Origin of the sequence: Pseudomonas grandcourensis (genome assembly GCF_039909015.1) — a bacterium.
In the GTDB taxonomy this organism is placed as follows: Bacteria; Pseudomonadota; Gammaproteobacteria; order Pseudomonadales; family Pseudomonadaceae; genus Aquipseudomonas; species Aquipseudomonas grandcourensis.
In genome coordinates this window covers 1,163,027-1,182,321 of sequence record NZ_CP150919.1, presented here as the reverse complement: position 1 = coordinate 1,182,321, position 19,295 = coordinate 1,163,027, and the positions used below count along the sequence as shown (strand labels likewise).

The following is a 19,295-nucleotide window of genomic DNA, read 5'->3' as shown; positions in this document are numbered from 1 at the left end:
TGGGACAATTAAAGCTGTGTTCAAAAATAACGTCCTGAATATCATTGTTTGCATGCCTCTGGCGCCCATTGTGCCGGTTCCAGAAATGCATTCGGCGCTGTGTTCACAGCGCCGTGTCTGATTACTTGATCAGGCCAACCCGCGAGAAATTCGGCAGGTGGCTGAGTTTGGGTTCCGGCCAGCTCATCCAGACCGCAAAGGCCTTGCCGACGATATTCTTGTCGGGAACCATGCCCAGCAGATCCTTGGGAATGTTCGGGTCATCCCAGTAGCGACTGTCGTTCGAGTTGTCGCGGTTGTCGCCCATCATGAAGTAGTGCCCGGCCGGCACGGTCCAAGAATGGTCCGGCATGGCGCGGTAGCGGCTCATTTCCTTGCGGATCATGTGCTCGGCCGCGCCGAGTTTTTCCTTGTAGAGCTCAGCGCTGCCCAGCGTGCCCGGCTCGGCGCCGACCAGTTGCTCGGCAATCGATTGACCGTTGACGAACAGGCGCTTGTCGGCGGTGTAGCGAACCGTGTCGCCCGGCAAACCAACCACACGCTTGATGTAGTTGACGTTCGGGTCGCTCGGGTAGCGGAACACCATCACATCGCCGCGCTGCGGATCACCGACTTCGATGACTTTCTTGTCGATCACCGGCAAGCGGATCCCGTAGGAAAACTTGCTCACCAGGATGAAGTCGCCGACATCCAGGGTTGGCTTCATCGAACCGGAAGGAATCTGGAACGGTTCCACCAGGAACGAACGCAGCACCAGCACGATGAACAACACCGGGAAGAACGACTTGCCGTATTCAACCAGCAGCGGCTCCTTGTTCAGTTTCTCGACCACGACCATGTCAGGCTGGCTGACGCTGCCCTGATAGGAAGCGATGGCGGCACGCCGGCGCGGGGCCAGGATCAACAGATCGAGCAACGCCAACAGGCCGCAGACGAACACGGCGATGACCAGCAACAGCGGGAAATTTAGTGACATAGGACCTAACTATCCAACCTGAGCACTGCAAGGAAGGCTTCCTGTGGAATTTCCACGTTGCCGACCTGCTTCATGCGTTTCTTACCGGCCTTTTGCTTTTCCAGCAGTTTCTTCTTACGGCTGACGTCACCACCGTAGCATTTGGCCAATACGTTCTTTCTGAGCGCCTTGACGGTTGTCCGCGCCACAATCTGCCCGCCAATGGCGGCCTGGATTGCCACGTCGAACATCTGCCGCGGAATCAGTTCTTTCATCTTCTCGGTCAGCTGGCGACCTTTGTAGTGCGAGTTGTCACGGTGCACGATCAGCGCCAGGGCATCGACCTTGTCACCGTTGATCAGCACGTCCAGTTTCACCAGACTAGCCGATTGATAACGATCGAAATGGTAGTCCAGCGAAGCATAGCCGCGGCTGGTGGATTTCAGGCGGTCGAAGAAGTCCAGCACCACTTCGTTCATCGGCAGGTCGTAGGTCACTTGTACCTGCGAACCGAGGAACAGCATGTCGACCTGTACACCACGTTTTTCGATGCACAGGGTAATGACGTTGCCCAGGTGTTCTTGCGGCACAAGAATGTTGGCGCGCACGATCGGCTCGCGCATGTCTTCGATGGCCGACAGGTCTGGCAGCTTGGACGGGTTATCGACGTAGATCGTTTCGCCGGTCTTGAGCAGCAGCTCGAAGATTACCGTCGGCGCCGTGGTGATCAGGTCCAGGTTGTACTCGCGCTCCAGGCGCTCCTGGATGATTTCCATGTGCAGCATGCCGAGGAAGCCGCAACGGAAGCCAAAGCCCAGTGCATCGGAGCTTTCCGGCGTGTATTGCAGCGACGAGTCGTTCAGGGTGAGCTTTTGCAGCGCCTCGCGGAAGTCTTCGAAGTCGTCGGAGCTGACCGGAAACAGACCGGCGTAAACCTGCGGCTGAATACGTTTGAAGCCTGGCAGTACATCAACGTCCGGCGTCGAGCTCAAGGTCAGGGTGTCGCCCACTGGCGCACCGTGAATGTCCTTGATGCTGGCGATGATGAAGCCCACTTCACCGGCCTTGAGGTCAGCGGTAGGGGTGTGCTTCGGGTTGAATACACCGACGCTGTCTACCAGGTGGATCTTGCCTGTGGACTTGACCAGGATCTTGTCGCCCTTCTTCACACGACCGTGGCGCACGCGTACCAGGGAAACAACGCCCAGGTAGTTGTCGAACCAGGAGTCGATGATCAACGCTTGCAGCGGATCTTCGTAGTTGCCGGTTGGTGCAGGAATGGTGGCGACCAGGCGCTCGAGCACTTCGTCGACGCCCAGACCGGTCTTGGCAGAGCAAGTGACCGCGTCGGTGGCATCGATACCGATGATTTTTTCGATTTCTTCCCTGACGCGGTCCGGATCGGCCTGTGGCAGGTCGATCTTGTTCAGCACCGGCATCACTTCCAGGCCCTGCTCGATCGCGGTGTAGCAGTTGGCAACCGACTGCGCTTCCACGCCCTGACCGGCATCGACCACCAGCAGCGCGCCTTCACAGGCGGCCAGCGAACGGCTCACCTCATAGGTGAAGTCAACGTGGCCGGGGGTATCAATGAAATTCAGCTGGTAGTTGATACCGTCGCGAGCCTTGTAATACAGGGTGACGCTGTGCGCTTTGATGGTGATCCCGCGTTCACGCTCAAGGTCCATGGAGTCCAGGACCTGGGCTTCCATTTCGCGCTCGGCGAGGCCGCCACACATCTGAATGAAGCGATCGGCCAGCGTCGACTTGCCATGGTCAATGTGGGCGATGATGGAGAAATTGCGGATATGACTCAAATCACTCACGGATCAACACTCAAAAAGGCTGCAGGCATAGCCCGCCGAAAAATAGCCGGGAATTGTACCTGATCCACGGCGCAAGCGTCACGTTCGCAGGTCAGACGGTGCCTACAAAAACGCCCCGGTCTTGCGACAGGGGCGTTTTTTAACGTCAAAGCGGTCGGAAAATACCCGCCATCAGCCTGCTCGACGCAAGAGCCAGAGCCCCGCCACCGCACAAATACCCGCCGGCACCAGCACCGAAAGCAACGGCGGGAAGCCGAATACCTGGCTCGAAGGCCCCAGCAGATCCTGAACGATGCGGAAGGTGAAGCCCACCAGAACGCCGGTGAACACCCGTTGCCCCAGGGTCACCGAACGCAGCGGACCAAAGATGAAGGAAATCGCCATCAACACCAGAGCGGCAGTCACCACCGGCTGCAACACCTTGACCCAAAATGCCAGCCAGTAGCGGCCATTGTTCAGCCCCTGGTCCGCCAGATAGTGGATGTAACTCCACAGACCGCTGATCGACAGCGACTCGGGCACCATGACCACGGTATTCAGCAACTGCGGGCTCAACGCAATGTTCCAGCGCTCTTCCGGGGTGGAAACCACTTCGGTGCTGCGCTCGTGGAACAGCGTGGTCGTGACGTCCGACAACACCCATTGCTCGTTTTCGAAGTCGGCACGCTTGGCGAAGCTCGCCGACAGCATGTGCCGTTCGTTGTCGAAGCGATAACGGGTCACGCCATACAGGATGCCGTCGGGTTGTACCGAGTTGACGTGAATGAACTCATCGCCCTGGCGGTGCCACAAGCCGTGCTTGGCGCTTTGTGCATCACCGCTGCCCTGGGCCAGCGAGCGATTGGCCTGCGCCGTGGTTTCAGCGGGCGGAGCGACGTACTCGCCGACCAGTACACCGGCCAGCATCAATACCAGCATCGGTTTCATGACCGCCCAGACGATCCGGCCGATCGACACACCGGCGGCGCGCATGATGGTCAGCTCACTGTTGCTGGCCAGGCTGCCCAGACCGATCAGGCAGCCGATCAGCGCAGCCATCGGTAGCAGTTCGTACATCCGGCGCGGGGCGGTCAACAATACATAACTCAGCGCATCGACCAGAGTGTAGGTATCGCTGACTTCACCCATCTCGTCGATGAAGGCAAACAGGGTCGCCAGGCCAAGAATGATCCCGAGCACTGCCAGGATCGCCATGAACACACTGCTACCAATGTAGCGATCCAGCTTAACCACGGGCCACCTCCAGCGCGCTGCGGCGACTCGCCCTCTTCAAGCGCAAGGGCTCCCAATAGAGCAAGCCCAGGCCGATGGACAGGAAAATCCCGTGCACCCACCACAAGCCAAACACCGCGGGGATCTTGCCTTTGTCGAGGGCACCGCGGGCGGCAATCAGAATGGTCAGGTAAGCCATATAAAGAAGAATCGCCGGCAGTAATTTGAGGAATCGGCCCTGACGCGGGTTGACCCGCGACAGCGGCACCGCCATCAAGGTCACGATGAACACCAGCAATGGCAGAGACATACGCCATTGCAGCTCGGCGCGCAGGCGAATGTCGTCACTGCCGATCAATGTACGGGTCGGCATCGCGTCACGGTCGGTGACTTCGTCGCTGACTTCCGGTTTTGGCAGCAATACGCCGTACTCGTCGTACTTGATCGCCCGGTAGTCGGCCTGCCCCGGGCTACCGTCATAGCGATAGCCGTTATCAAGGATCAGGTAGCGGTTGCCGTCCGGACGAATTTCCTGGCGCCCCTTTTCCGCCACCAGCACGGAAATCCCGCGATCCTTGTTATTGGAACTGATGTTTTTCTGCGAGATGAACACACCGGCCAGATTGACGCGGTCATCGGACATGCTCTCGGTATAGGTGACCCGGGTGCCGTCACGCAAAGCCTGGAAGCGCCCTGGCTCCAGGGTATCGAATTCGGTCAGGGCATCCTGTTTGTTCAGCAGCAGCTGAAACTGATTGGCCCCCTGTGGCGCCAGGCTCAGGCTCAGCCACGCCACGATGAGCGCAACGAGGGTGGCCGGAAACAGCGTCATGCAAACCAGCCGCTGCTGGCTCATGCCAGTGGCCGAGAGCACGGTCATTTCGCTTTCGAGGTACAGGCGCCCGTAGGACAACAGGATCCCGAGAAACAGCCCCAGTGGCAGAATCAGCTGGAGGAAACCCGGCAGGCGATAGCCCATGATCAGGAACAACGAACCCGGATCCAGCAGGCCCGAAGCCGCCTGGGCGAGGTATTTGATGAAGCGACCGCTCATGATGATGACCAGCAGCACGGCACTGACGGCGCTCAAGGTCAACAGGACTTCGCGGGATAGATAACGGAAGACGATCAAACCAGACACTCCAGGGTTGTCAGGCTAAGGCGGCCAAACAAGCAAACGTATCGGACAGCCCGCAAGGCAGAGCCGCCGAAAAAAGATGGCGCATTATCCTGTGATTGGGTGCGCCTGTCACTGCGCAAGCTCAAGCAGCCTGTCAAAGCATTGAAGATCGTACAACCGAGGGTTGTCAGCCGCCGGTAGCGAGGTTCAAACTGCGGCCTTTGTCGCCGGTCGATCCTGGCGCCTTTCTGTTTATAAGCAATCGACGCACATAAGGTGTCGGGCGCATGCGTGATAACCATCAATTCAGGGACCCGGACATGGAACTGGTTGTAAAAAGCGTCAACCCCGAAACGTTGAAAACCGCCACTCTCGTGGTCTCCGTTGGCGAAGGCCGCAAGCTCGGCGCTGTTGCCAAACAACTCGACGAACTGAGCGGCGGCGCGATCAGCGCAGTGCTCAAGCGCGGCGACCTGGCCGGCAAGGTCGGCCAGAGCCTGCTACTGCAGAGCCTGCCGAACCTCAAGGCCGAGCGCGTGCTGCTGGTGGGTGTGGGCAAGGACGACGAGCTGGGTGACCGCCCGTTCCGCAAGATCATCGCTGGCATCCTCAATACCCTCAAAGGCCTGGGTGGCAGCGATGCGGTGCTGGCCCTCGACGAAATCGTGGTCAAAGGCCGCGACAGCTACGGCAAGACCCGCCTGCTGGCTGAAACCCTGGTGGACGGCGAGTACAGCTTCGACCAGTTCAAGAGCCAGAAAGCCGAACCCCGCGCCCTGAAGAAAATCACCCTGCTGACCATCAAGGCTGCCCAGGCTGAAGTGCAACGCGCCGTGACCCACGCCACCGCCATCGCCAACGGCATGGCTTTCACCCGCAACCTGGGTAACCTGCCGCCGAACATCTGCCACCCGACCTTCCTCGGTGAGCAGGCGAAAGACCTGGGCAAGGAATTCAAGGACCTCAAAGTCGAAGTCCTCGACGAGAAGAAGATCAAGGCCCTGGGCATGGGCTCGTTCTACGCCGTCGGCCAGGGCAGCGCCCAGCCTCCGCGCCTGATCGTCATGCAATACAACGGCGGCAAGAAATCCGAGAAGCCGTACGCGCTGGTCGGCAAAGGCATCACCTTCGACACCGGCGGCATCAGCCTCAAGCCGGGCGCAGGCATGGATGAAATGAAGTACGACATGGGCGGCGCCGCCAGCGTGTTCGGCACCCTGCGTGCCGTGCTCGAGCTGAAGCTGCCGATCAACCTGGTGTGCATCCTGGCCTGCGCCGAGAACATGCCGAGCGGTAACGCTTCGCGCCCGGGCGACATCGTCACCACCATGAGCGGCCAGACCGTGGAAATCCTCAACACCGACGCCGAAGGCCGTCTGGTGCTGTGCGACGCCCTGACCTACTCCGAGCGCTTCAAGCCGCAAGCGGTCATCGACATCGCGACCCTGACCGGCGCCTGCGTGGTTGCCCTGGGTTCCCACACCTCGGGCCTGCTGGGCAACAACGACGAACTGATCGGTCAACTGCTGAGCGCCGGCAAGGCTGCCGACGACCGCGCCTGGCAACTGCCGCTGTTCGATGAGTACCAGGAACAGCTGGACAGCCCGTTCGCCGACATCGCCAACATTGGCGGCCCGAAAGCCGGCACCATCACTGCGGCCTGCTTCCTGTCGCGCTTCACCAAGAACCTGAACTGGGCGCATCTGGACATCGCCGGCACCGCCTGGACCAGTGGCGGCAAGGACAAGGGCGCCACTGGCCGTCCGGTTCCCCTGCTGACCCAATACCTGCTGGACCGCGCCAAAGCCTGAAACCGTTGATGGGCGGCGGCGTCACTTTCCGGTGATGCCGCTTGCCGCTCTGGAACCGCAATGACCAAAGTCGACTTCTATATCCTGCCCAGCGCCGATCCTTCAGCACGCCTGGACTTTGCCTGCAAGCTCACCGAGAAAGCCTGGCGCATGGGACACCGCATCTACCTGCATTGCAGCGACGCGGCCCAGCGTGACGATCTCGATGCACGGCTGTGGGCGTTCAAGGGCGAAAGCTTCGTGCCCCACGGCCCCGCCGACAGCGAACCTGAGGGTTTGATTGTTTTGGGGTTGGGCGATGACTGCGGTCAGCATCAGGATTTGCTGGTCAATCTCGACCTGAAAGTCCCGGCCTTCGCCAACAGGTTCGCCCGAGTGGCGGAAGTGGTGGTGGAGGATCCGACGATCAGAGCGGCCGCGCGGGAGAGTTTCCGTTTCTACCGCGAACAGGGCTATCCTCTGCAAGATCACCGTTTACAGCGACTCTGAGCCTGCCAATGGACACTCCAAAACCGCTGCAACAGTCCGCGCACCTGCTGGACGACCTTGAGTCGATCCGCCAATTGCTCGGCGATGACAACCTGCAACCGCCCCTGCTGACCGACACGGTCGAGGAAGGTGACCAGGAACAGATTCCCATGTTGTTCGACGCCGTGAGCGAACCTTCGCCAGCCGTCGTACCGACAACCCCTGGCCCCATCGTTGAACCCGTCACCACGACGACGCCGGCGCCTGCCGCCAGCAAAAACCCGGATGACTTGCTGCACCTGGACAGCGAATTGCGCGCCGCCGCGCAGTTGATCATGCAAGACGTGATCGACGATTTCGCCCCGCACATCGAGACCGAAATCAAACGTCGCCTCAGTGCGCGATTGGAGCGGTTGTTGAGCCAGTACAACGACTGAACAGCTTGCGGTGAAGGCTCTACTATGGGAGCGAGCTTGCTCGCGATGGCGATCTGTCTGGCACATCAATGCTGAATTTGCTGGCCCCATCGCGAACAAGCTCGCTCCCACATAAATCACCCTCAATGGATTTATGCGCAGTCATGGAGATTGCCGGGCAAATGCCTTTAAACTGCGCCCCATGATTAAAGATCCCTTTGCAAGACTCGGCCTGGACCGCGAAGTACTGACCGTCAGCCAGCTCAACGGCCGCGCGCGGGTTTTGCTCGAAGACGTGTTCAGCAACATCTGGGTCGAAGGCGAAATCTCCAACCTCGCCCGCCCGGCGTCCGGCCACGTGTATTTCACCCTCAAGGACAGCGGCGCCCAGGTGCGTTGCGCGTTGTTCCGGCAGAACGCGGCACGGGTTCGCCAGGCCTTGAAGGACGGCCTGGCGGTCAAGGTTCGTGGCAAGGTCTCGCTGTTCGAGGGGCGCGGTGATTATCAGCTGATCCTCGACACCGTGGAACCGGCCGGCGACGGCGCCTTGCGCCTGGCCTTCGATGCGCTCAAGGAAAAGCTCAGCGCCGAAGGGCTGTTCAGTGCCGAGCGCAAGGTGCCGCTGCCGGCGCATCCGCAACGCATCGGCATCATCAGTTCGCCCACCGGCGCGGTGATCCGCGACATCATCAGCGTGTTCCTCCGTCGCGCACCGCAAATACAACTGACGCTGATCCCTACGGCCGTGCAAGGCCGCGAAGCCACGGCGCAGATTGTCCGCGCCCTGAAACTGGCGGACGCCCGCGGTTTCGACGCACTGATCCTGGCCCGGGGCGGCGGTTCGCTGGAGGACCTCTGGTGCTTCAACGAAGAAGCCGTGGCCCGCGCCGTAGACGCTTGCGTGACGCCGATTGTCAGCGCGGTCGGCCATGAAACCGACGTGTCGATCAGCGACTTCGTGGCCGACGTGCGCGCGCCCACCCCTTCCGCTGCCGCCGAACTGCTGGCACCGGACTCCAGCGATCTGGTGCGTCGGGTCGAAAGCCTGCACCGACGATTGGTGATGCGCATGCGCGATCGCCTGATGCGTGATCGGCTACGCCTGGAAGGTATCTCGCGCCGACTGCGTCATCCCGGCGAGCGCCTGCGTCAGCAAGCGCAACGCCTGGATGACCTGGACATGCGCATGCGCCGCGCATTCGAGCGCAGCCTCAACACCCGCCGCGAACGCTTGATCCGCCTGGAAACCCGTCTGGCCGCACAACATCCGGGCCGGCAACTGGCAATGCTGCGCCAGCGCCTCGACAGCCTGGCCGAACGCCTGCCGCGCGCGATCCGCGAAGGGCTGAAGAACCGTCGCCTGCAGTTACACAGCCAGATGCAGACGCTGCATGTGGTCAGCCCCTTGGCGACCCTCGGCCGTGGCTACAGCATCTTGCTGGACGAGCGCGGCAACGCGATCCGCAGCGCCGCGCAAACCCATAACGGCCAGCGCCTGAAGGCCAAACTGGGCGAAGGCGAACTGCAGGTGCGGGTCGAGGACAATCACCTGACCCCTGTCACCCTTTCTTTACTGGATTGATCCATGCCGCGTTTCTTAGCTCCGCTACTGTTGCTGCTCCTGACCTTCAACGTCCAAGCCGACAGCTACATCACCCGCCTGTTGAACAAGCCGGTGCCGGGCGGTGTTGCGGTGGTGGACCTGGGCACGTCCGCCCAGGCGCCAAAAGCCATTTATCAAGGCAAACCGGTGCTGGTGGTCAAGGAGCAGAACAACTGGCTGGCCATTGTCGGCCTACCGCTGACGGTCAAGCCAGGGGCTCAATCGGTCAGCAGCGGCGGTCGTAATCTGAGTTTTACGGTTGGCAACAAGACATACCCGGAACAGCGCATCACCCTGAAGAACACCCAACAGGTCAATCCGGACCCGGAAAACCTCAAGCGCATCGAACGTGAACTGGCCGAGCAGATTACTGCTTACCGCACGTTCAGCCCGAACACCCCGAGCAACCTGCTGCTGGACAAACCGGTGAACGGGCCGCTGTCGAGCAAGTTCGGTGTGCGCCGCTTTTTCAACGGTGAAGAGCGCAACCCCCACGCTGGCCTGGACTTCGCCGTTCCGGCCGGCACACCAATCAAGAGCCCGGCCGCCGGCAAGGTGATCCTGATCGGCAACTACTTCTTCAATGGCAACACGGTGTTCGTCGACCACGGCCAGGGTTTTATCAGCATGTTCTGCCACATGTCGAAAATCGACGTGAAGGTGGGGCAGCCACTGACCCGTGGTGACGTGGTCGGAAAAGTCGGTGCGACCGGCCGCGCGACCGGGCCGCACATGCACTGGAACATCAGCCTGAACGATGCGCGGGTCGATCCGGCTATTTTCATTGGTGCGTTTCAGCCCTGAGCCCTGAATAAGGCCTCTGGCCTCATCGCGATCAGGCTCGCTCCCACAGGGATTGCGCTGTACCTGTGGGAGCGAGCTTGTTCGCGATGGCAATTTCATTGGCACCGAAAGTCCTCCAGCCTCGCCCCACACCAATTGCGCACCACTCAAACCTCGCGCAAACAACAAAACAATCACTGCCAATCACAGCAATAAAATCTCGATAAATACCCGCTCACGAGTATTCCTCTCAATTTTTTTCGACTGCTTGCCAACCTTCCCCCCCAAGGTTAGGGTTGAAGGCATGAAAACCTCTCACACCCTCATTCAGCTCCGCCAGCACCGCAGCCTGTGCCTCGTCAGTGCACGACTGCCGGGCTGAATCGTGGTGTCTCGTCCCAAGCCGTACTCCAAGAACTTTTGATCCACCGGCAGGCCGCCTTTTTTCGGCCAACACAATAAGGATTTCCTGATGAGCATGCTCAAAGACCCGTCTTCGAAATACCGCGCGTTCCCGACCATCGACATTCCGGACCGCACCTGGCCGTCGAAAACCATCACCGCCGCGCCGATCTGGTGCAGTTCCGACCTGCGCGACGGTAACCAGTCGCTGATCGAGCCGATGGACGCCGTCAAGAAGCTGCGCTTCTGGAAAACCCTGGTGCAGGTCGGCGTGAAGGAAATCGAAGCGTCGTTCCCGGCCGCCTCGCAAACCGACTTCGACTTCGTCCGCACCCTGATCGAAGGCAACCACATCCCGGACGACACCACCATCCAGGTGCTGACCCAGGGCCGTGAAGACCTGATCGAGCGCACCTTCGAGTCCCTGCGCGGCGCGAAGAAAGCTATCGTTCACCTGTACAACGCGACCTCCCCTTCCTTCCGCCGCATTGTCTTCAACCAGGACAAGGACGGGGTCAAGGCCATCGCCGTGAACGCCGCCAAGCTGTTCGTCAAATACGCGGCCATGCAGCCGGACACCGAGTGGACCTTCGAATATTCGCCGGAAACCTTCAGCGCCACCGAAATGGAGTTCGCCAAGGAAGTCTGCGACGCGGTGATCGAAGTCTGGAACCCGACGCCCGAGCACAAAATGATCCTCAACCTGCCGGCCACGGTGGAATGCGCGACGCCGAACATCTATGCCGACCAGATCGAATGGTTCGGCCGTCACATCAACCGTCGTGACAGCGTGATCATCAGCCTGCACACCCACAACGACCGTGGCACCGGCGTTGCCGCCACCGAGCTGGGCCTGATGGCCGGCGCCGACCGTGTCGAAGGCTGCCTGTTCGGCAACGGCGAGCGTACCGGTAACGTTGACCTTGTGACCGTGGCCCTCAACATGTACACACAGGGTCTCGACCCTCAACTGGATTTCTCCGACATCGATGGCGTGCGCAAAGTCGTCGAAGAGTGCAACCAGATCCAGGTACACCCACGTCACCCGTACGTCGGCGACCTGGTGCACACCGCGTTCTCCGGCTCGCACCAGGATGCAATCCGCAAGGGCTTTACCCAGCAGAAATCCGATGCTTTGTGGGAAGTCCCATACTTGCCGATCGACCCGGCCGACATCGGCCGCAGCTATGAGGCGGTCATCCGCGTCAACAGCCAGTCGGGCAAGGGCGGCATCGCCTACCTCCTGGAACAGGAATACGGCATCAGCCTGCCGCGTCGCATGCAGATCGAGTTCAGCCAGGTCGTACAGCGTGAAACCGACCGTCTCGGCCTTGAAATGACCGCCCAGCAGATCCACGCATTGCTGCACAGCGAGTACTTGCAGGCCAACACCCCGTACGCGCTGGTCAGCCATCGCCTGCAAGAAGAAAACGGTCATAGCGCCGTTGAAGTGGAAGTGGCCAGCCAAGGCCAGGGCGAAACCAACCTGCACTGGCGCGGCAAGGGCAACGGCGCCCTGGAAGCACTGGTGGCCGGCCTGCCGGTACCGGTGGAAATCATGGACTACAACGAGCACGCCATCGGCGCGGGCACCAATGCCAAGGCTGCGGCCTACATTGAACTGCGTGTGAACGGCGAACGTGCGGTGCATGGCGTCGGCATCGACGAAAACATCACCACCGCCAGCTTCAAGGCCCTGTTCAGCGCACTGAACCGCTCGCTGAGCCAGCCGGAAGCGAAAGCGGCGTAACCATCGCTGAAATACAAAAGGCCCCGGGGTGTGAACCTCGGGGCCTTTTTTGTTTGTGCGGTTTTAAGATCAAAAGATCGCAGCCTTCGGCAGCTCCTACATTGGAATGCTATCCCCTGTAGGAGCTGCCGAAGGCTGCGATCTTTTTGGACTCACCGAAATATCAGGTGAACTCGAAGGTATCCGCATCCAGATTCGCCGGAAACCGCGTGCGATACGCCGCCAGCTCTGCCGCATCCAGCACCACCTTGAACACCCCGTCAGCCTCCCCCGCACTGAGCAGCGTCTCGCCCTGGAAATCCAGGACCTGACTGTCGCCGGTATAGGCAAAGCCCTTGCCATCAGTCCCGATGCGGTTCACCGCTGCCACATAGCACAGGTTCTCGATCGCCCGCGCCGGCAGCAAGCGGTTCCAGTGCTGGCGTCGCGCACCCGGCCAGTTGGCGGTGTACAGCAGCAGATCGGTGTCCTGGGCGTCACGGCTCCACACCGGGAAGCGCAGGTCGTAGCAGATCAACGGTCGCACTCGCCAGCCCTTGAGCTCGAACTGCACCTGACGCTCGCCCGGAGTGTAGTGGTTGTGCTCACCGGCCATGCGGAACAGGTGACGCTTGTCGTAATGCAGCACTTCGCCATCCGGGCGTGCCCACAGCAGGCGATTGCGATGACTGCCGTCGGCGGCCTGGACGATTACGCTGCCGGTGATCACCGCATCCAGCTTCGCCGCCTGAACCCGCAGCCATTTGCTGGTGGGACCGTTTTCCGCTTCGGCGAGGGTCTCGGACTCCATGGAGAAACCGGTAGTGAACATCTCCGGCAGAATGATCAGGTCGGCGCCGCGAGCCTGTTCCAGCAAGGGCTCGAAATGCTCCAGATTGGCCTGGCGGTCGTGCCAGGCCAGGGACGTCTGGATCAGCGCAACGGTCAGCTTCGGCAATGCACTCAGATCACGCATAGTTTTTCCGCTGCCTCACGCAGGGTCTCCTCGCGTTTGGCAAAGCACAGCCGCACCAGGCGCTGGCCTTCTGGCGGCGTCTGGTAGAACACCGAGATCGGGATACTGGCCACGCCATGCTCGCGCGTCATCCACAGGGCCATCTCGACGTCATTGAGGTCCGGGCGGATCTGCGAGTAATCGACCAACTGGAAATAGGTGCCGGTCACCCGGGTGAAACTGAAACGCGACGGCGCCAGCAGATCGCAGAACAGATCGCGCTTGGCCTGATAGAAACCCGGCAGCTCTTCGACGTGCTCAGGATGCTCGGCCATAAAATCGGCCAAGGCATATTGCAGCGGCGTCACACCACAGAAATTGACGTACTGGTGCACCTTGCGCAATTCCGCCGTCAGGGCCGGTGGTGCGACCACGTAGCCGGTTTTCCAGCCTGTGACGTGGTAGGTCTTGCCGAACGAGCTGACCACGAATGCACGCTGATACAGTTCCTCATGGGCCAGCACGCTAACGTGGGGCACACCGTCAAACACCAGGTGCTCGTAGACTTCGTCGCTGATCACATAAATGTCGCGATCGCGGATCAAGGCTGCCAACTGGTCGAGTTCGGCACGGCTGATCAACGCACCACTGGGGTTGTGCGGGGTGTTGAGAATGATCATCCGCGTGCGCGGGCTGAGTGCCTGGGCAAGCTTCTCGAAGTCGATACTGAAGTCGTTCAGTCCCAGTTGCACATGCACGCAACGACCGCCGGCCAACTCTACCGAAGGCTCGTAGCTGTCGTATGCCGGGTCAAACACAATGACTTCGTCACCGCTGTGGATAACCGCCTGAATGGCACAGAAAATCGCCTCGGTCGCGCCGGGGGTGACCGTCACTTCAGTATCCACATCCACCTGCGCGCCATAACTGCGGGCGATCTTCGCCGCGATCTGCTGACGCAACACCGGCAGCCCGGTCATTGGCGAATATTGATTATGGCCGCTGGCGATATGCCGGCCGACCGCATCGCACAAGGCCTGCGGGGCCGCGAAATCGGGAAAGCCCTGGGACAGATTTAGCGCGCCGGTCTGTGCCGCGAGCTGAGACATCTGAGTGAAGATAGTGATGCCGACATTCGGCAGCTTGCTGGTGATCATCGGTGGTTCCCTGCTCTACACCCGGCTCTACGGCGGCGCGGGGGAGTCCGAGGATAGCCCAAACGGCAGGCATGAAAAAGGGCGCCATTGGCGCCCTTTCCATCCCACGGGAAAAACCCCAATCAGCGCTTGTCGCGACGCTTCTTGTCGGCCTTCTTGTGGTGCGTCATCAAGCGACGCTTCTTGTTGACCTGACGGTCGGTGAGCGTGTTCTTGTTGCCTTCGTACGGGTTCTCGCCACCCTTGAACTCGATGCGGATCGGCGTACCGACCAGCTTCAGCACTCGGCGATACGTGTTTTCCAGGTAACGTACGTAGGACTTCGGCACCTTCTCGATCTGGTTGCCGTGGATCACGATGATCGGCGGGTTCGCGCCACCGAGGTGGGCATAACGCAGCTTGATCCGGCGGTTGTTGACCATCGGTGGCGCGTGCTCGCCAACCGCATCTTCCAGAATCTGGGTCAGGCGGTTGGTTGGCCAGCGGGTAACCGCAGACTTGAACGAGTTCTGTACGGAAGCGTAGAGGTTGCCCACGCCGGTGCCGTGCAATGCCGAGATAAAGTGGATATCGGCAAACTCGACGAAGAACAGACGACGCTGCAACTCGATCTTGACGAAGTCGCGCTCGCTCGGCGTCATGCCGTCCCACTTGTTGATCGCGATGACCAATGCACGACCGGCCTCAAGGGCAAAGCCCAGCAGGTTGAGGTCGTGGTCCACCACGCCTTCGCGGGCGTCCATCACGAAGATCACCACGTTGGCGTCTTTGATCGCTTGCAGGGTTTTGACCACGGAGAACTTTTCGACTTCTTCGTGGATCTTGCCGCGCTTGCGCACACCGGCGGTGTCGATCAGCGTGTACTTCTCGTCGTTACGCTCGAACGGGATGTAGATGCTGTCGCGGGTGGTGCCGGGTTGGTCGTAGACGATTACCCGGTCTTCCCCGAGCATGCGGTTGACCAGGGTCGACTTGCCGACGTTCGGACGGCCGATGATCGCGATCTTGATCCCGTCTTTTTCGCTTGGGCCAGGAATGCGCTTGGCTTCCTCGCCTTCGGCGACGTCTTCTTCCTCGCCTTCTTCCAGCTCGTCGTCGTCTTTCGGGAAGTCACTCAGGGCGATTTCCAGCATCTGGGTGATGCCACGACCGTGAGCACCGGCGATCGGAATCGCATGACCCATGCCCAACGGAGCGAATTCGGCGCGGGCCATTTCAGGGTCGATGTTGTCGACCTTGTTGGCAACCACGTAGGAACGCTTGTTACGTTTGCGCAAATGCTCGGCGATCATCTGGTCGGCGGCGGTGAAGCCGGCCTTGGCATCTACCAGGAACAGAACGACATCTGCTTCTTCGATGGCCAGCAGCGACTGCTCGGCCATCTTTTCGTCCATACCGTGCTCGTCACCGGAGATACCGCCGGTGTCGATCAGAATGTAGGAACGCCCTTGCCACTTGGCCTCACCGTACTGGCGATCACGGGTCAGACCGGACAAGTCGCCGACGATGGCGTCACGAGTCCTGGTCAGGCGGTTGAACAAGGTGGACTTGCCGACGTTCGGTCGGCCCACCAGGGCGATTACGGGAACCATGCGGCTCTCCACTTCGTTATTTCAGAAAATACAAAAGCCGCTGCGAGGCAGCGGCTGGTGCTCGGGGCAACGCTTGAAGCGCTGCAAACCCCGGTAAACCGGGGCCGCTTGGGGGTTAAACCCCAAGCATAGTCGTTACTTGATGGTCAGGGCTTCCAGTTTGCCGCTGTTGCCATACACATAAATCGTGTCACCCACCACCAGCGGACGGGCACGCAGGCCGTCGCTGTCGATGCGCTCGCGGCCGACGAAACGACCGTCCACCTGACTCATCAGGTGCAGGTAACCTTCCAGGTCACCGACTGCAACGTAGCTGGAGAACACTTCCGGAGCCGACAGTTGACGGCGGGCCAGCGAGTCGTTGCTCCACAAGGCTGTGGTGGAACGCTCGTCGACGCCTTCAACGGTGCCCGAAGACAGGCTCACATAAACGGTGCCCAGACCCTGGGCGACACCGGCATAGCTGGAAGCATCACGCTGCCAGAGCTGACGGCCGCTTTGCAGGTCCAGAGCGGCAACGCGCCCCTGATAGCTGGCGACATACAGCGTCTCGCCCGACAGCAGCAAGCCACCGTCGATGTCGACCACGCGCTCCAGCTCCGAACGACCTTGCGGGACCGCTACGCGCTGCTCCCACACCGGTACGCCGTTGGAGATGTCCACGGCAACCACTTTACCGGTCGACAGGCCAGCCACCGCGAGGCGGTTGGTCACGATCGGCGCACTGGTACCCCGCAGGGTCAGTACCGCAGGCGTGCTGTCATAGATCCAGCGACGGTTACCGGTGGAGGCATCCAGGCCGATCAGACGATCGTCCTGGGTCTGAACCACCACAACGTCACCGTTGTTGGCTGGCGGCGCCAGTACTTCGCTGGACACGCGAGCGCGCCACTTTTCTTCACCGTTGATGGCGTCCAGGGCAACGATTTCACCCTTGATCGTACCAATGGTGACCAGACCGTAACCTACGCCAACGGCGCCGGAGACAGGCAGTTCGAGGTCTTTCTTCCATTTGACGTCGCCGGTGTTGCGGTCCATCGCCATCAACACGCCAGTGACGTCGGCGGCATAGATGGTATCGCCATCGATGGCCGGAACCAGCATGTTGTAGGTTTCGCCCTGACCGTCACCGATCGAACGACTCCACTGCTTGTGCAGAACCACTTCTTCCTTGAAGTCGACCAGTTCGGCCGGAGGCAGTTCTTTTTTGCTGTTGCTGCTGCAACCCGCGGCCAGAATGGCCAGGGCCAGCAATGCTGCATGTTTCCAACGAATCACGTCACGCATCCCCTTTGGCCAGGTCGTCCAGCTTGATTTGCAGGCCACCGACCGCCGCTTCATCCGACAGTGCCGCCTTGGCTTTTTGATACGCCGCGCTCGCCTCGTCGGTACGACCCAACTGCACCAGCAGGTCGCCCTTGAGCTCTTCACGAGTGGCCAGGAACGCCTTCTCGGCATCGCCTTCGAGCAACTTCAGTGCTTCATCGGCCTTGTTCTGCGCGCCGAGTACCTGGGCCAGACGCTGACGGGCGATTTCGCCCAGCGCCGGGTTGGCCGGTTTGGCGACAATGGCTTTGAGCTCGGTGGCCGCGTCGTCCAGCTTGCCGCTGTCGACCGCTACCTTGGCCACGAACAGGCTGCCGTACTGCGCGTAGGCGCTGCCGCCGAACTCGCTGTTGAGCTTGCCGGCCAGGTCCGAAACACGGGCCGCATCAGGCTTGCCGTCAGGCGTCAGCGTGGTTTCGAGCAATTGCTGATAGAGAATCGAGGCGCCTTGCGACTGATTGCTCTGATACTTGTGGAACGCTTGCCAGCCGAAAACGATGACCAGCGCCAACAGGCCGCCAGTGACCAGGGGCTTACCGTTGCGTGACCACCATTCCTTCAATTCCATCAAATGTTCGTCTTCGGTACTCGACACCCCAATACTCCTTAATCGCTAATTCGGCTGTTAAGACAGCTTCAACCCTGCACGACGCAGGTGGCCAGGTGTGCAGCAAGCGCATCCCAGGCAATGCTTTGTTGTTCGCCCTGGCCACGCAGGGGTTTGAAACCTACCACTTGCTGGGCCATTTCGTCGTCACCGAGGATCAGCGCGTACAGCGCACCGCTCTTGTCGGCCTTCTTGAACTGGCTTTTGAAACTGCCGGCGCCGGCATTCACTTGCAGGCGCAGGTTGGGCAACTGGTCACGAACGCGCTCCGCCAGGGTCAGGCCGGCCAGTTCGGCGGCTTCACCGAAGGCACAGAGATAGACGTCGACCTGACGGGAGATCTCTTGCGGGATCTGCTCGAGGGTTTCCAGCAGCAGCACCAGACGCTCGATGCCCATGGCGAAACCGACGCCAGCCGTAGGCTTGCCGCCCATCTGCTCCACCAGACCGTCGTAACGACCGCCGGCACACACGGTGCCTTGGGCACCCAGTTTGTCGGTGACCCATTCGAAAACGGTCTTGCTGTAGTAATCCAGCCCGCGCACCAGCTTCGGGTTGATCACGTAAGGAATGCCGGCGGCGTCCAGGCGAGCCTTGAGGCCCTCGAAATGCACACGGGATTCTTCGTCGAGGTAGTCGGCCATTTTCGGTGCATCGACCAGAATCGCCTGTGTCTCGGCGTTCTTGGTGTCCAGGACGCGCAGCGGGTTGGTCTTCAGGCGACGCTGGCTGTCTTCGTCCAGTTTGTCCAGGTGACCGGACAGGAACTCGACCAGCGCTTCACGGTAGCGGCCACGGGATTCGCTGGTGCCCAGGCTGTTGAGCTCGAGCTTGACCGCATCGCGGATGCCCAGTTCGCCCCACAGACGCCAGGTCAGCACGATCAGCTCGGCGTCGATGTCCGGACCGTCGAGGTTGAACACTTCGACGCCGATCTGGTGGAACTGGCGATAACGGCCTTTCTGCGGACGCTCGTGGCGGAACATCGGGCCGATGTACCAGAGTTTCTGAACCTGGCCGCCGCCGGTGATGCCGTGCTCGAGCACTGCGCGCACACAGGCCGCCGTGCCTTCAGGGCGCAGGGTCAGGGAGTCGCCGTTGCGGTCGTCGAAGGTGTACATCTCTTTTTCGACGATGTCGGTCACTTCACCGATGGAACGCTTGAACAGTTCGGTGAACTCGACGATCGGCATGCGGATCTGCTTGTAACCGTAGTTATCCAGCAGACGCGAAACGGTGCCTTCGAAATGACGCCACAGGGGAGTCTGTTCGGGCAGGATGTCGTTCATGCCACGAATGGCTTGCAATGACTTGCTCACTTTAAATCCTTAAA

General features: G+C 60.5%; 16 protein-coding genes. 6 read left to right on the top strand and 10 right to left on the bottom strand.

Annotated features, from left to right (window positions below; translation table 11 throughout):
• Positions 1-121 precede the first annotated feature (121 nt).
• From lepB to lptF, 4 genes are all read right to left on the bottom strand, one after another.
• Positions 122-976 (bottom strand): signal peptidase I, encoded by an 855-nt coding sequence (gene lepB / locus AABM52_RS05170; protein WP_046040956.1) that lies wholly within the window; start codon positions 974-976, stop codon positions 122-124.
• A gap of 5 nt (positions 977-981) precedes the next feature.
• On the bottom strand, positions 982-2,781 hold the full coding sequence (lepA, locus tag AABM52_RS05165) for a translation elongation factor 4 (protein WP_347910792.1): 1,800 nt from the start codon (positions 2,779-2,781) through the stop codon (positions 982-984).
• Between the two features lie 171 nt (positions 2,782-2,952).
• Positions 2,953-4,014, bottom strand: coding sequence for an LPS export ABC transporter permease LptG (lptG, locus tag AABM52_RS05160; protein ID WP_347910791.1), 1,062 nt, complete (start codon positions 4,012-4,014; stop codon positions 2,953-2,955).
• Entirely contained in the window at positions 4,007-5,125 is a 1,119-nt protein-coding gene (gene lptF, locus AABM52_RS05155) for an LPS export ABC transporter permease LptF (protein WP_347910790.1), read from the bottom strand. Before lptF ends, lptG begins: the two co-directional genes overlap by 8 nt.
• A gap of 308 nt (positions 5,126-5,433) precedes the next feature.
• Here lptF and AABM52_RS05150 point away from each other — a divergent pair, with 308 nt between their 5' ends.
• From AABM52_RS05150 to leuA, 6 genes are all read left to right on the top strand, one after another.
• A complete protein-coding gene (locus AABM52_RS05150; protein ID WP_347912584.1) occupies positions 5,434-6,924 on the top strand; it encodes a leucyl aminopeptidase in 1,491 nt (496 codons plus the stop codon).
• 60 nt (positions 6,925-6,984) lie between these two features.
• The gene (locus tag AABM52_RS05145; protein WP_095945770.1) at positions 6,985-7,413 is read left to right on the top strand and encodes a DNA polymerase III subunit chi; all 429 of its coding nucleotides are present in this window, start codon (positions 6,985-6,987) and stop codon (positions 7,411-7,413) included.
• Positions 7,414-7,421: 8 nt separating this feature from the next.
• On the top strand, positions 7,422-7,829 hold the full coding sequence (locus tag AABM52_RS05140) for a DNA polymerase III subunit chi (RefSeq protein ID WP_347910789.1): 408 nt from the start codon (positions 7,422-7,424) through the stop codon (positions 7,827-7,829).
• A 181-nt stretch (positions 7,830-8,010) separates the two neighbouring features.
• Positions 8,011-9,390: an exodeoxyribonuclease VII large subunit gene (gene xseA / locus AABM52_RS05135; RefSeq protein ID WP_347910788.1), complete on the top strand. Its 1,380-nt coding sequence runs from the start codon at positions 8,011-8,013 to the stop codon at positions 9,388-9,390.
• 3 nt (positions 9,391-9,393) lie between these two features.
• Entirely contained in the window at positions 9,394-10,215 is an 822-nt protein-coding gene (locus AABM52_RS05130) for a peptidoglycan DD-metalloendopeptidase family protein (RefSeq protein ID WP_347910787.1), read from the top strand.
• A gap of 451 nt (positions 10,216-10,666) precedes the next feature.
• Positions 10,667-12,346 (top strand): 2-isopropylmalate synthase, encoded by a 1,680-nt coding sequence (gene leuA, locus AABM52_RS05125; RefSeq protein WP_347910786.1) that lies wholly within the window; start codon positions 10,667-10,669, stop codon positions 12,344-12,346.
• A gap of 163 nt (positions 12,347-12,509) precedes the next feature.
• Here leuA and AABM52_RS05120 read toward each other — a convergent pair whose 3' ends face one another.
• From AABM52_RS05120 to hisS, 6 genes are all read right to left on the bottom strand, one after another.
• The gene (locus tag AABM52_RS05120) at positions 12,510-13,301 is read right to left on the bottom strand and encodes an amidohydrolase (protein ID WP_150726780.1); all 792 of its coding nucleotides are present in this window, start codon (positions 13,299-13,301) and stop codon (positions 12,510-12,512) included.
• Positions 13,289-14,437: a pyridoxal phosphate-dependent aminotransferase gene (locus AABM52_RS05115; RefSeq protein WP_347910785.1), complete on the bottom strand. Its 1,149-nt coding sequence runs from the start codon at positions 14,435-14,437 to the stop codon at positions 13,289-13,291. Before AABM52_RS05115 ends, AABM52_RS05120 begins: the two co-directional genes overlap by 13 nt.
• A gap of 122 nt (positions 14,438-14,559) precedes the next feature.
• Entirely contained in the window at positions 14,560-16,029 is a 1,470-nt protein-coding gene (der, locus tag AABM52_RS05110; RefSeq protein ID WP_347910784.1) for a ribosome biogenesis GTPase Der, read from the bottom strand.
• Between the two features lie 135 nt (positions 16,030-16,164).
• Positions 16,165-17,316, bottom strand: a complete 1,152-nt coding sequence (bamB, locus tag AABM52_RS05105) for an outer membrane protein assembly factor BamB (protein ID WP_347910783.1) — start codon at positions 17,314-17,316, stop codon at positions 16,165-16,167.
• Positions 17,309-17,950 carry a tetratricopeptide repeat protein gene (locus AABM52_RS05100; RefSeq protein ID WP_347910782.1) on the bottom strand — a complete coding sequence of 214 codons (642 nt, stop codon included), beginning with the start codon at positions 17,948-17,950 and terminating at the stop codon, positions 17,309-17,311. Before AABM52_RS05100 ends, bamB begins: the two co-directional genes overlap by 8 nt.
• A gap of 41 nt (positions 17,951-17,991) precedes the next feature.
• Positions 17,992-19,281 (bottom strand): histidine--tRNA ligase, encoded by a 1,290-nt coding sequence (gene hisS, locus AABM52_RS05095; RefSeq protein WP_347910781.1) that lies wholly within the window; start codon positions 19,279-19,281, stop codon positions 17,992-17,994.
• Positions 19,282-19,295: the final 14 nt, after the last annotated feature.